Source organism: Microbacterium sp. Root180 (assembly GCF_001428485.1).
Taxonomy (GTDB): domain Bacteria; phylum Actinomycetota; class Actinomycetes; order Actinomycetales; family Microbacteriaceae; genus Microbacterium.
Window position 1 is genome coordinate 322236 of record NZ_LMHS01000001.1, and the last position, 12354, is coordinate 334589.

At 69.4% G+C, this 12354-nt stretch carries 10 protein-coding genes; 3 read left to right on the forward strand and 7 right to left on the reverse strand.

Annotated elements, in window-relative coordinates; all coding sequences use genetic code 11:
- Window positions 1-50: 50 nt before the first annotated feature.
- The 6 genes from ASD93_RS01475 to ASD93_RS01500 all read right to left on the reverse strand — a co-directional run bounded on the left by ASD93_RS01475 (window position 51) and on the right by ASD93_RS01500 (window position 7898).
- The gene (locus ASD93_RS01475) at window positions 51-1097 is read right to left on the reverse strand and encodes an ATP-dependent DNA ligase (protein WP_056117879.1); all 1047 of its coding nucleotides are present in this window, start codon (window positions 1095-1097) and stop codon (window positions 51-53) included.
- Window positions 1098-1247: 150 nt separating this feature from the next.
- On the reverse strand, window positions 1248-2402 hold the full coding sequence (locus ASD93_RS01480; RefSeq protein WP_056117882.1) for an AI-2E family transporter: 1155 nt from the start codon (window positions 2400-2402) through the stop codon (window positions 1248-1250).
- A gap of 63 nt (window positions 2403-2465) precedes the next feature.
- Window positions 2466-3698 carry an acyl-CoA dehydrogenase family protein gene (locus tag ASD93_RS01485; protein WP_056117884.1) on the reverse strand — a complete coding sequence of 411 codons (1233 nt, stop codon included), beginning with the start codon at window positions 3696-3698 and terminating at the stop codon, window positions 2466-2468.
- A gap of 179 nt (window positions 3699-3877) precedes the next feature.
- Window positions 3878-4399, reverse strand: coding sequence for a hypothetical protein (locus ASD93_RS01490; protein WP_056117885.1), 522 nt, complete (start codon window positions 4397-4399; stop codon window positions 3878-3880).
- Between the two features lie 21 nt (window positions 4400-4420).
- On the reverse strand, window positions 4421-7150 hold the full coding sequence (locus ASD93_RS01495) for a cation-translocating P-type ATPase (protein ID WP_056117887.1): 2730 nt from the start codon (window positions 7148-7150) through the stop codon (window positions 4421-4423).
- Window positions 7151-7211: 61 nt separating this feature from the next.
- Window positions 7212-7898 (reverse strand): TetR family transcriptional regulator, encoded by a 687-nt coding sequence (locus tag ASD93_RS01500; RefSeq protein WP_056117890.1) that lies wholly within the window; start codon window positions 7896-7898, stop codon window positions 7212-7214.
- 209 nt (window positions 7899-8107) lie between these two features.
- Between ASD93_RS01500 and sucC the strand changes: the two genes are divergently transcribed.
- The 3 genes from sucC to ASD93_RS01515 all read left to right on the forward strand — a co-directional run bounded on the left by sucC (window position 8108) and on the right by ASD93_RS01515 (window position 10712).
- The gene (gene sucC / locus ASD93_RS01505) at window positions 8108-9271 is read left to right on the forward strand and encodes an ADP-forming succinate--CoA ligase subunit beta (RefSeq protein WP_056117892.1); all 1164 of its coding nucleotides are present in this window, start codon (window positions 8108-8110) and stop codon (window positions 9269-9271) included.
- A gap of 32 nt (window positions 9272-9303) precedes the next feature.
- Window positions 9304-10206, forward strand: a complete 903-nt coding sequence (gene sucD / locus ASD93_RS01510) for a succinate--CoA ligase subunit alpha (protein ID WP_056117894.1) — start codon at window positions 9304-9306, stop codon at window positions 10204-10206.
- Between the two features lie 65 nt (window positions 10207-10271).
- Window positions 10272-10712, forward strand: a complete 441-nt coding sequence (locus tag ASD93_RS01515; RefSeq protein WP_056117896.1) for a nitroreductase family deazaflavin-dependent oxidoreductase — start codon at window positions 10272-10274, stop codon at window positions 10710-10712.
- Between the two features lie 161 nt (window positions 10713-10873).
- Here ASD93_RS01515 and ASD93_RS01520 read toward each other — a convergent pair whose 3' ends face one another.
- On the reverse strand, window positions 10874-12343 hold the full coding sequence (locus ASD93_RS01520; protein ID WP_056117897.1) for an NCS2 family permease: 1470 nt from the start codon (window positions 12341-12343) through the stop codon (window positions 10874-10876).
- Window positions 12344-12354 lie beyond the last annotated feature (11 nt).

Consider the following 12354-nt stretch of genomic DNA (forward strand, 5'->3'; position numbering starts at 1 on the left):
ACCCCCGCGAATCGGCCGGAGCCGCACTGGGTCCGTGCGGTGCCAGCGGCTCAGTCGAGCACGTCGCCGAGGTCGTAGGCCGAGACGGCCTCGAGCTGGTCGTAGGTGCAGGATGCGGCATCCCGATCCGGGCGCCACCGCTCGAACTGCACCGTGTGACGGAAGCGCCAACCCTCGAGCTGGTCGTACCGCACCTCGAGCACGCGCTCCGGACGGAGGTGCACGAACGAGGAGTCGCGGTCGGGGGCCGAGAACCGGGACTTCTCGCCCTCGCTCTTCACCGCAGCGCCGGAGTCGTCGCGCTGGACCAGGGGCGCGAGCTCGTCGATGAGCTCGAGTCGGCGGGCGTTGCTCCAGGCGGCGACACCACCCACGGGATACAGCGTGCCGTCGTCGGAGTACAGGCCGACGAGCAAGGACCCCACGCCCGCGCCCGACTTGTGGATGCGGTAGCCCATCGCCACGACATCGGCCGTCCGCGCATGCTTGATCTTGAACATCGTGCGCTTGTTCGGCGCATACGGCTGAGCGAGCGGCTTCGCGATGACGCCGTCGAGACCGGCGCCCTCGAACTCCGCGAGCCAGCGCTCCGCGAGAGCCGGGTCATCGGTCGTGCGGGTGACGTGCACCGGATGCGGGACGTCGCCGAGCAGGTCGACCAGCTCGGCGCGACGCACCTCGAAGGGCTCGGACTGCAGGTCACGATCCCCGCGGGCGAGGAGGTCGAACGCGATGAGCATCGCGGGGGTGGTCTCGGCCAGCATGTTGACGCGGGACGCCGCGGGGTGGATTCGCTGCGTGAGCGACTCCCAGTCGAGTCGCTGCCGGCCGGGCTCGCCCTTGGGCACGACGATCTCGCCGTCGATGAGGCACGGTTCGGGGAGGAGCCGCGCAAACGCCTCCACCAGTTCGGGGAAGTAGCGCGTCAGCGGCTTCGCGCCGCGGCTGCCGATCTCAACGGTCTCGCCGTCCCACGAGATGAGGGCGCGGAAGCCGTCCCACTTCGGCTCGAAGCTGAGCCCGCCCGGCGTCTTGGCGGGGTCCGGCACGGCGGGAACGGACTTGGCCAGCATCGGCGCAGGGATCTCGTACGGCATCCCCCCATCCTGCCCGCACCCTCCGACGTGTGTCAGTCCCGACTCCGGGATCCCGCTACCGTGTCCCACCTTCGGTCGCTAGGCGGCTGCCAACCTACCGAAACTGGGACATGAGCGGCGGAAAGTGGGACATCGCCCCACCTCAGCGGGTCAGGATTCGATCGGATGCTTCGGCCGGGCCCATCGGGCGGGCAGGTCCGGTCCGTCCCAGACCTGGATGACGCCCCAGGCGGCCGCCGCGATCGGCACCGCGAGCACGGCGCCGACGATGCCGCCGAGCACGGTGCCGACGGTCAGGGCGATGAGGATCACGAAGGCGTGCAGCTTCATCGAGCGCCCCATAAGGACCGGCTGGAGGAAGTTGCCCTCGAGCTGATTCACGAGCACGACCACGCCGACGACGAACAGGGCGTTGACCCATCCGTTCGCGACCAGGGCGACGAGGGCGGCGAGGATCCCCGCGAGCGTCGCGCCGACGATGGGGATGAAGGCGAGGAGGAACACCAGCACGGACAGCGGCAGCGCGAGCGGCACCTGCAGGATCAGCAGGCCGATCAGGATGCCGATCGCGTCGACGAGGGCGACCGTCGCAGTGCCCCGCACGTACGACCCCAGGACTCCGACCGTCTTGTCGCCGATGCGACGGGCCCGCACGTAGTGCCCGCCGCGGAACGGGCGCAGCAGGAACTCCCACATCTGCGGGCCGTCCTTGAGGAAGAAGAACAGGATCGTCACCATGAGCACGAGCCCAGTGACGAAGTTCGCCACGGCGCCGACTCCCGCGAGCGCGCCCGAGCCGAACTGCGCGCTCGTCACGAAGTCGGTGAGCGCGGCGGCCCATTCCTCGAGCTGCGCGGGCGAGAGGAACTCGAACGGGAGGGTCTCGACCCACTCCAGGAAGTGCTGGAAGCCGTCCTGCGCCTGCGCGGCCAGCTCGTCCCACTGGTCGCGGACCGCCCATACGATCAGCCATCCCAGCAGACCGAGGATGACGACGATCGCGAGGAGGGTGGCGATCGTCGCGACGACCGACGGGAGGCCCCGCCGTCGCAGCCATCGCATGACGGGTGCGAAGGCGCACGCGAGGATCAGCGCGATGACGAGCGGGATCGTGACGAGGGTGAGCGACTGGATCGCGATGATCACGCCGGCGGCGACCGCGACGACCACGATGATCTGCAGCGCCCGGATCGCGAGCATGCCGAAGCCGTCGGCCCACAGGCTCCACGGCGGTCTCGTCGCCTTCAGCTCGACGTCGGCGGGCTCGAGGCGGATCGGCGGGGGAGTGCTGCGGAACAGGCCCATGCTCCCGAGGCTAACCGTGCCGCCGCACGTGTCCCGGCGCCTTGCCGGGCTGCGGCTCGGGTGCTACGCGAACGCGCTCATCCCGGTGATGTCGCGCCCGATGAGCAGGGCCTGCACGCTCTCGGTCCCCTCGTACGTGTGGATCGCCTCGATGTCGGCCATGTGCTGCATCACGCCGTTCTCGAGCAGGATGCCGTTGCCACCGAGCAGGTCGCGCGCGGTCGCCGCGATCCGCCGCGCCGCGCGCGTGTTGTGGTACTTCGCGAGCGACGCCTGCGTCGGGCGCAGACCCCCGGATGCCTCGAGATCGGCGAGGTGACGGCAGTACAGCTGCATCGCCGTGAGCTCCTCGAGCATCTGCGCGAGGCGTTCCTGGACCATCTGGAACTTCGCGAGCGGCTTGCCGAACTGCACGCGCTGCTGCGAGTAGGCGAGGGCCGCCTCGTAGCAGGCGGTGGCGTGACCGAGCGCCGACCAGGCGACGCCCGAGCGCGTCGAGTACAGGACGGTCGAGGCATCCTTGAAGCTCTTCGCGCCCGGCAGCACGGCGTCGCGGGGGATCCGCACCGCGTCGAGGGCGACATGGGCCTGGTGGATGCCGCGCAGCGACGCCTTGCCGGAGATCACCGTCCCGGTGTACCCGGTCGCCTCCTGCTCGACGAGGAAGCAGCGCACGGCGCCGTCGGTCTCGTCGCCCGGGCTGACGACCCGGGCCCACACGAACGTGATCCCGCCGGAGGCCCCGTTGCCGATCCACTTCTTCGCGCCGTCCAGCACCCACTCCTCGCCGTCGCGGCGCGCGGTCGTCTCGAGCGAGACGGAGTCGCTGCCGTGGTCGGGCTCTGTGAGCGCGAAGGATGCCGGAACCTCGCCGCGAGCGACCGGCTTCAGCCAGCGCGCCTGCTGCTCGTGGCTGCCGAACAGCGCGAGGGTGCGCAGGGCGAGCCCGCCCTGGACGGCGATGACGGTGCCGAGGGATCCGTCCCCGCGCGAGACCTCCATGTTGACGAGGCCTGCCGCGAGGGGGGAGAAGCGCGTGAGGTCGGGGTGGACGATGCCGTCGTTGAAAAGGTCGAGCTCGCCCAGTCGCATCGCGATGTCGAGGGGGTAGGCCGCGGCATCCCACGCGTCCTGCATCCGGGTGCCGACCTCGTCGACGTAGGCCTGCGCGCGCTCCCACACGGCGCGGTCCTCGTCGGAGATGTCGGCGAACACCTGGTAGTAGTCGGTGCCGAGCCGCGTGGTGACGTCGTAGCCGTCGACGCTGTGACCGGGACGAGGGGTGAAGTCCGGCATGTGTACCTCCTGTTGGCGCAGGATCAGTCTAGTGGTACTCGATCCCGCGATCCATAGGACTCAGTGTCACCCGGTCTTCGTCGCTTCTCCGGAGATCGCCCGTTCTCAGGACGGTTCCACCGCGCGACGTCCTGAGAAGCGCCGAACTCCGGAGAACTGGCGGGGAGTCCCGGACTCGGTCAGGTCGCGGGAGGCGTGGGAGCCTGCCGGCGTCGGCGCACGAGGAAGTACACGCCGATGCCGATGCCGACCGCAAGGAGCGCCAGCGGAATCAGCCAGGCCGCCGTCGACGCGGCCGCGTCCTGGTCGGGCACGGCCTCAGGGGTCTCGCTCGGTGTGGGTGTGGGGCTCTCGGTCGCCGTGGGCGTCGGCGTCGGTTCGGCCGTCGGCGGCGGCGTCGGCGTGACCGGGGTGGTCGGCGTCGGTTCGACGGTCGGCTCGGGCGTGGGTTCGACGGTCGGCTCGGACGTCGGTTCGACGGTGGGCTCGGGCGTCGGCTCCGCGGTGGGCTCGGCCGTCGGGGTGGGCCGCGGAGTTCTCGTCGGCAGCGTGGGGAGTGTCACGGTCGGCGTCGGCGTGGGAAGCGCGGTCGGCAGCGCGACCGTGGGGGTCGGCAGCGCCGTCGGCAGGGTGATCGACCCGTCGCAGCCGCTGAGGAGCAGTGCTGCGAGGGCGAGTGCTGCGGCGGTCGTGCCGCGCATCCGTCCCTTCGTCATCGGCCGTCAGGCCTTCGCGCCGGCGGTGCGACGGGCGATGCGACGCCGGCGGATCCACTTCTCGACCTCGACGAACAGTGGCACGACGAGGGCGAGTCCGATGCAGATCAGCCATTCGCTCCCGCTCAGCGACACCGTGCCGACGAGCCTCTGGAGGAAGCCGATCTCCACCGCGGCGACGGTGATCGCCAGCGGGATCGCCAGCCACTTGACGGCGGTGAGAATCGGGGCGGTCAGGCCGGACTCGGGGTCGCGACGCATGGCGAGGCCGCCGAGAACGGCGCCGAAGGCAGCGACGACGAAGGTCATCGTGACCGGCACATTCGGCTCGGACGGGCTCGCCAGGTCGGAGAACACCAGCAGCGGCACCAGCGTCATGAGGAACAGCACGCCGCCGTAGACGAACCATAGGGTGATCGCCCCGCCGTTGGCGATCGTCTTCTTCGGGTCGCGCGGCGGCTTGAGCATGATGCCGTCGGGCACCGGGTCGAGGAGGATCACGATGACCGGGAACACCGAGATGAAGAAGTTGAGGAACAGGATCATGATCGGCGTGAGCGGCACGCCGCTGTTGATGTCGAAGATGCTCGCCACCAGGAACAGCAGCACCAGTGAGAAGAGCTGGGACATCTGGTAGCGGACGTAGCTGACGATCTTCTCGTAGATCCCGCGGCCGAGCCGGACCGCGGTGACGAGGGTCCCGAAGTTGTCGTCGACCAGGATCATCTTGCCGGCCTGCTTCGTCACCTCGCTTCCCGATCCCATCGCGACGCCGATGTCAGCCTGCTTGAGCGCGGCGGCGTCGTTGACGGCGTCGCCGGTCATGGCCACGACGTCGCCGGTCTCCTGCATGAGTCGGGCGAGCCGGAGCTTGTCCTCCGGCGTCACCCGCCCGAACACGTGCAGATTCGGCAGAGCGGCCTTCAGCTCGTCGTCGGTCATCGCCTGGATCTCGGCGCCGCTCGCGGCACCCGGGCCGAGTCCCAGCTTCGCGCCGATGGCGGCGGCCGTGATCGCGTGGTCGCCCGTGATCATGCGCACTTCGATCCCGGCCTCGTGGGCGATGCGGACGGCTTCCTTGGAGGAGGGGCGGAGCGGATCGATGATGCCGACGAGCCCGACGAACGTGAGATCCTTCACCTCGGCCATCGGGTCCGCGGGGACGGGCGTTCCCGGCTCGAAGCGACGGACGGCGAAGGCGAGCACGCGCAGGCCCTGCTCGGAGAGCTTGCGGTTCGCATCGAGCACGGTCTGCAGCTGCGCCTCGATCGGTGCCGGGCCGTCGGCGGTCAAGACGGTCGAGCATCGGTCGAGCACCACATCCGGCCCGCCCTTGACGAGTGCGACGAGGCGGGTCGTCCCTTCGTGCGGCACCTCGTGGAAGGTCGCCATGAACTTGTAGGCCGAGTCGAACGGCACTTCCGCCGCTCGGGGGTACTCCGCGCGGGTGAGCTCGGCATCCGCGCCCATCTTGGCGGCGAGCACGACCAGCGCGGCTTCTGTGGGGTCGCCGATCACGACGCCGTCGTCGGACACGGTCGCATCGCTGCACAGGGTGAGGCCGAGGGCGAGCTGGCTGAAGTCCGGCACCGGGAGGCCGGCGACCTGACGGATGTCTCCGACCTTCTCGTAGCCGCTCCCGGCGACCGTGAACCAGTCGCCGCCGAAGTAGAGCGACTCGACGGTCATCTCGTTCATCGTGAGCGTGCCGGTCTTGTCGGAGTTGATGGCGCTCGTCGCGCCGAGCGTCTCGACGTCGGTGAGGTTCTTCACGACCGCCTTGTGCTCGGCGAGCTGGCGAGAGCCGAACGACAGCATCGCCTGAACGAACGACGGCATGCCGGTCGGGATCGCGGAGATCGCCATCGAGATGCCGAGCAGGACGACCGAGGCGATCGGCTGCTCGCGCACCAGCCCGAAGATGACGATGACGGCGACAGCACCCCAGGCGATCCAGCCGAGCACGCCCGTGAGGGCGTCGAGCTCCTTCTGCAGCGGCGACTTCGCCTGCTTCACCGACGAGAGCATCGAGGCGATCTGACCCATCTGGGTGGTCATGCCGGTGTCGGTGATCACGACGGTCGCGGTGCCTCGCGTGACCTGCGTGTTCTGGAAGGCCATGTTCGCCCGGTCGCCGAGCGTGGTGTCGGGGTCGGCGATGGTGGCGGGGTCCTTGGCGATCGGCGCGCTCTCTCCGGTGAGCGCGGCCTCCTGCGTCTCGAGCGTCGCCGAGCGCAGGATCCGTCCGTCGGCCGGCACGATGTCGCCGGCCTCCAGGGCGACGACGTCCCCGGGAACGACGTCGGTGGAGGCGATCTGCACGAGGGTCCCGTCCCGGAAGACACGAGCCTGCGGGATCTGCATCTTCGACAGCGCGTCGACCGAGGCCTTGGCCTTCATCTCCTGGCTCGCGCCGAGGAACACGTTGAGGACGACGAGTGCGCCGACGACGATGCCGACGCTGACCTGGCCGATCAGGAGGCTGATGATCGCGACGATGACGAGCATGACGTTCATCGGGTCGGCGAGCTGGCTGAGCGAGACCTGCCAGACCGACGGCGGCTTCTCCGCGGCGATCGCATTCGGGCCGTGCTCGGCGAGCCGCTTCGCGGCCTCGGCCTGCGTGAGCCCGCGTTCGCGATCGGTGCCGAGGGCGGCGATCACGGCGTCCGCGTCCTGGGTGTACCAGAGGGGGCTCTTCGAGGGCGCGCTGTGCGGGGTGTCCACAGTGGTCATGGGGCCGACATTACCCTGGCGCTCGCGGTCCGGGGTGGATGATCTTTCGCCGCGGGCGAGGCTAGTCGTCGAGGCGCTCGCGCAGGCGCCGAGCGACCTCCGCCGTCGGCATCGAGCGCGGGAAGACCGCCACCACGACGTCGTCGGCTGCCGCGTCGCGGTCTTCGTCCGAGGGCTGTACGCCGAACCGTCGCAGCGCATCGTCGAGCGCGCGGCGCAGCACCGAGACCGGTACGCGCTTGGGGCCGCGCAGCAGCTGGCGCAGCACGTGGTTGTGGATCGCCGTCACGAGAGCGGAGAACCCGACTGCATCGATCGGGTCGAGTCCGGGCAGCGACGCGCGCAGGTACTCGTCGAAGAGCCGCTCGTACCGGAACACCGTCACGATCTCCCGTTCGCGCAGCGCCGGGACCTGGCGCACGACCGCGTAGCGACGGCGGGCGAGCTCGGGATCGGCGGCGAAATGCGAGTAGACGAGCACGGATGCCTCGCACACCGCGCGCCACGGGTCGGCGTGGTCTCCGGCGAGGAACTCGCGGATGCGGTCGAGCAGCAGCTCGTGATCGGCGAAGACGACGTCGTCCTTGCCGCCGAACTGGCGGAAGAACGTGGAGCGCGAGACGCCGGCCGCCTGGGCGATCTGCTCGACCGAGGTCTGATCGAACCCCTGTCGGGCGAACAGCTCGAGCGCGGCGGCGACCACGGCGGCCTGCGGGGCGGGACGGGGAACGACGGCGGTCTCGGACATCTCGGGGAGAGCCTAGTCCGCGCCGCCCGGCACACGGGAGCGGCGCGTCACGCGCTGCCGCATCGTGCATGCTGAGCCGAACCGGGGCGCCTCGCCGCGGTCCGGAGCGCTCAGCAAGCGGTAGTAGGCTGGGGGACTGGTCGATATCTCGACGTCGAGACGCTTTTCGCGTCATCCCACCCCCATTCGCCACCGCGAAGGAATGCACTGTGGATCTGTACGAGTACCAGGCACGAGACCTCTTCGAGAAGTACGAGGTGCCGGTTCTCGCCGGCATCGTCGCTGACACGCCGGAGGAGGTGCGAGCAGCGGCCGAGAAGATCGGCGGAGTCGTCGTCGTCAAGGCGCAGGTCAAGACCGGCGGGCGCGGCAAGGCCGGCGGCGTGAAGGTCGCGAAGACCCCCGATGAGGCGTACGAGGCGGCCCAGGCCATCCTCGGCCTCGACATCAAGGGCCATGTCGTCAAGCGCGTCATGGTCGCGCAGGGCGCCCGCATCGACAAGGAGTACTACTTCTCGGTGCTGCTGGACCGCGCGAACCGCGCCTACCTCTCGCTGTGCTCCGTCGAGGGCGGCATGGAGATCGAGGAGCTCGCCGTCGAGCGTCCCGAGGCCCTTGCGCGCATCGCGGTCGACCCGCTGGCGGGCATCGACAAGCAGAAGGCCGTCGAGATCGCCGAGGCCGCAGGCTTCGCCCCCGAACTCGTCGACAAGGTGAGCGACGTGTTCGTCAAGCTCTACGCCGTGTACAAGGGCGAGGACGCCACCCTCGTCGAGGTGAACCCGCTGGTGCTCACCGAGGAGGGCGAGGTCATCGCCCTGGACGGCAAGGTCTCGCTCGACGAGAACGCCGACTTCCGCCACGCCGGTCACGCGCTCCTCGAAGACAAGGATGCCGCCGACCCGCTCGAGGCGAAGGCCAAGGAGAACGACCTCAACTACGTCAAGCTCGACGGCGAGGTCGGTGTCATCGGCAACGGTGCGGGCCTGGTGATGTCGACCCTCGACGTCGTCGCGTACGCGGGCGAGAACCACGGCGGCGTGAAGCCGGCCAACTTCCTCGACATCGGCGGCGGCGCCTCGGCCGAGGTCATGGCCGCCGGCCTCGACGTCATCCTCGGCGACCCTCAGGTCAAGAGCGTGTTCGTCAACGTGTTCGGCGGCATCACCGCGTGCGACGCGGTGGCCAAGGGCATCGTCGGCGCACTCGCCGAGCTGGGCTCGAGCGCGTCGAAGCCGCTCGTCGTGCGCCTGGACGGCAACAAGGTCGACGAGGGTCGTGCGATCCTCCGCGACGCCAACCACCCGCTGGTGACGCTCGCCGAGACCATGGACGAGGGCGCCGACAAGGCTGCCGCGCTCGCCAACGCCTGAGCTCAGACATCCGGAACTAGGAAAGAACAGACATGTCGATCTTCCTCAACAAGGACTCCAAGGTCATCGTCCAGGGCATCACCGGCGGCGAGGGCACTAAGCACACCGCGCTCATGCTCAAGGCCGGCACCCAGGTCGTCGGCGGCGTGAACGCGCGCAAGGCCGGCACGACCGTGCTGCACACCGACAAGGACGGCAATCCCGTCGAGCTGCCCGTGTTCGCGACGGTCGAAGAGGCCATCGCCGCGACCGGAGCCGACGTGTCGATCGCGTTCGTGCCCCCGGCGTTCACCAAGAGCGCCATGGTCGAGGCCATCGACGCCGAGATCCCGCTCCTCGTCGTGATCACCGAGGGCGTGCCCGTCGGCGACACCGCCGAGGCGTGGGCCTACGCGCAGTCCAAGGGCAACACGACCCGCATCATCGGGCCGAACTGCCCCGGCATCATCACGCCGGGCGAGTCGCTGGTCGGCATCACGCCCGCCAACATCACCGGCAAGGGCCCGATCGGCCTCGTGTCGAAGTCGGGCACCCTGACCTACCAGATGATGTACGAGCTCCGCGAGATCGGCTTCTCGACCGCGATCGGCATCGGCGGCGACCCGGTCATCGGCACTACGCACATCGACGCGCTCGCCGCGTTCGAGGCCGACCCCGAGACGAAGGCGATCGTGATGATCGGCGAGATCGGCGGCGACGCCGAAGAGCGCGCAGCCGACTTCATCAAGGCGAACGTCACCAAGCCGGTCGTCGGCTACGTCGCCGGCTTCACCGCGCCCGAGGGCAAGACCATGGGTCACGCCGGCGCGATCGTGTCCGGCTCCGCGGGCACCGCGCAGGCCAAGAAGGAGGCCCTCGAGGCCGCCGGCGTCAAGGTCGGCAAGACCCCCAGCGAGGCCGCCGAGCTCATGCGCGGCATCATCGCCGGTCTCTAAGCCGCATCCTCTTCGGAAGGCCCCGCTTCGGCGGGGCCTTCCTCGTCCCGAGTTAGGGTGAATGCATGCCGCTGACCGGAGAGTACAAGCCGTCCACGTCCGCCTGGGCCCGCAAGCAGGCCGAGGCTTTCGAGGCCTCGGACGGCCAGAAGGCCAACACGCTGCGCGGGGTGCCGATCATCGTCCTGACGTCCGTCGGCGCGAAGAGCGGCGGCCTGCGCAAGACGGCGCTGATGCGGGTCGAGCACGACGGCCGCTACCTCGCCGTGGCGTCGAAGGGCGGGCATCCCTTACCGCCGAACTGGTACTGGAACGTCGTCGCCAACCCGCACGTCGAGCTGCAGGACGGCTCCGTCAAGCGCGACTACGTGGCACGCAAGCTCGAGGGCGGCGAGCGCACCGAGTGGTGGGCCCGCGCCGTCGAGGTGTGGCCGGACTACGACAACTACCAGGCCAAGACCGACCGCCAGATCGCGATCTTCCTCCTCGAGCCCGTCGAGGGCTGACGCCCGTTCGGGGCGTTCTCTTCCCGCGGCACGCCGCTCGGCACGGCGGGTTGCGCCGATTCTGCGCCCCGAACCAGAAGCGGACGCCCCGAACCAGTAGCGGACACCCCGAACCAGTGAGCGGATGCCTCGGCCGAGGCATCCGCTGCTCTTCCGACCCGTCAGCCGGCGAGCATCGTCTCGATCGGGCCGCGGGCGAAGTACAGCACGAAGCCGGCGGCGACGATCCACAGCAGCGGACTGATCTGCTTCGCCTTCCCCGACAGGGACCGCACGACCACCCACGAGATGAAGCCGGCGCCGATGCCGTTGGCGATCGAGTAGGTGAGGGGCATGACGGTGATCGCGAGGAACACCGGCAGCAGCACAGAGAAGTCGCTGAAGTCGATGAATCGGATCTGCGCCATCATGAGCGCGCCGACGATGACCAGAGCGGATGCCGCCACCTCGCTGGGCACGATCGACACGAGCGGCGTGAAGAACATGGCCACGAGGAACAGGACGCCCGTGACGATGTTCGCGAAGCCGGTGCGGGCTCCTTCGCCGATTCCGGCGCCCGACTCGATGAACACCGTGTTCGACGACGCCGACGCGTACCCACCGGCGACGGCGCCGACGCCCTCGACGATCAGCGCCGACTTGATGCGCGGGAAGTCGCCCTTCTCGTTCGCCAACCCGGCCTCCTTGGACAGGCCCGTCATGGTGCCCATCGCATCGAAGAAGTTCGTGAAGACGAGGGTGAAGACGAGCATGAGCGCCGCGAGCACGCCGATGCGCTCGAACGAGCCGAAGGACACCTGCCCGATGAGCGACAGGTCGGGAACGCTCACCAGGGACGCCGGGAGCTCGGGGACCGACAGGCCCCAGCCGCCCGGGTTGACCTGGTCGCCGTCGAACTTGGGGCCGATGTTCCAGATCGCCTCGACGATCACGGCAACGACGGTGCCCGTCACGAGGCCGATGAGGATGCCGCCCTTGACCTTGCGCGCGACCAGGATGCCCGTCAGCAGCAGCGTGAAGACGAAGATGAGCGTCGGCACGGTGGCCACCGAGCCGTCGACGCCGAGACCGACGGGGGGTGACGATGCGCCGGTGGCGGTGACGAATCCCGCGTCGACGAAGCCGATGAAGGCGATGAACAGGCCGATGCCGACCGTGATCGCGAGCTTCAGCTGGATCGGCACGGCGTCGAAGATCATGCGTCGCAGCCCGGTCGCCGCGAGCAGCACGATGATGAGGCCGTTGATCACCACGAGACCCATCGCCTCGGGCCACGTGACCTGCCCGACGACGGACACGGCGAGGAACGAGTTGATCCCGAGGCCGGCGGCGAATGCGAAGGGCAGCCGCGTCACGAGGCCGAACAGCACGGTCATGACACCCGCGGTGAGCGCCGTGACGGCGGCGACCTGGGTGAAGCCGAGAGTGTTGCCGTCGACGTCGACGCCGCTGGACAGGATGATCGGGTTCAGGATGACGATGTAGGCCATCGTCACGAAGGTGACCACGCCGCCGCGCACCTCGGTGCCGACGGTCGAGCCCCGCCTCGTGATGTCGAAGAATCTGTCGAAGGCGCCCCGCGGTTCGGGCGTCTCGACGGTGTCGGCTGCGGGCGACGGGGCTGTGCTCATGAATGACCTCC

Coding starts and splice junctions, on each gene's coding strand:
- ASD93_RS01475 (WP_056117879.1), bottom strand. CDS start 1,097: ATGCCGTACGAGATCCCTGCGCCGATGCTGGCCAAGTCCGTTCCCGCC.
- ASD93_RS01480 (WP_056117882.1), bottom strand. CDS start 2,402: ATGGGCCTGTTCCGCAGCACTCCCCCGCCGATCCGCCTCGAGCCCGCC.
- ASD93_RS01485 (WP_056117884.1), bottom strand. CDS start 3,698: ATGCCGGACTTCACCCCTCGTCCCGGTCACAGCGTCGACGGCTACGAC.
- ASD93_RS01490 (WP_056117885.1), bottom strand. CDS start 4,399: ATGCGCGGCACGACCGCCGCAGCACTCGCCCTCGCAGCACTGCTCCTC.
- ASD93_RS01495 (WP_056117887.1), bottom strand. CDS start 7,150: ATGACCACTGTGGACACCCCGCACAGCGCGCCCTCGAAGAGCCCCCTC.
- ASD93_RS01500 (WP_056117890.1), bottom strand. CDS start 7,898: ATGTCCGAGACCGCCGTCGTTCCCCGTCCCGCCCCGCAGGCCGCCGTG.
- sucD (WP_056117894.1), top strand. CDS start 9,304: ATGTCGATCTTCCTCAACAAGGACTCCAAGGTCATCGTCCAGGGCATC.
- ASD93_RS01515 (WP_056117896.1), top strand. CDS start 10,272: ATGCCGCTGACCGGAGAGTACAAGCCGTCCACGTCCGCCTGGGCCCGC.
- ASD93_RS01520 (WP_056117897.1), bottom strand. CDS start 12,343: ATGAGCACAGCCCCGTCGCCCGCAGCCGACACCGTCGAGACGCCCGAA.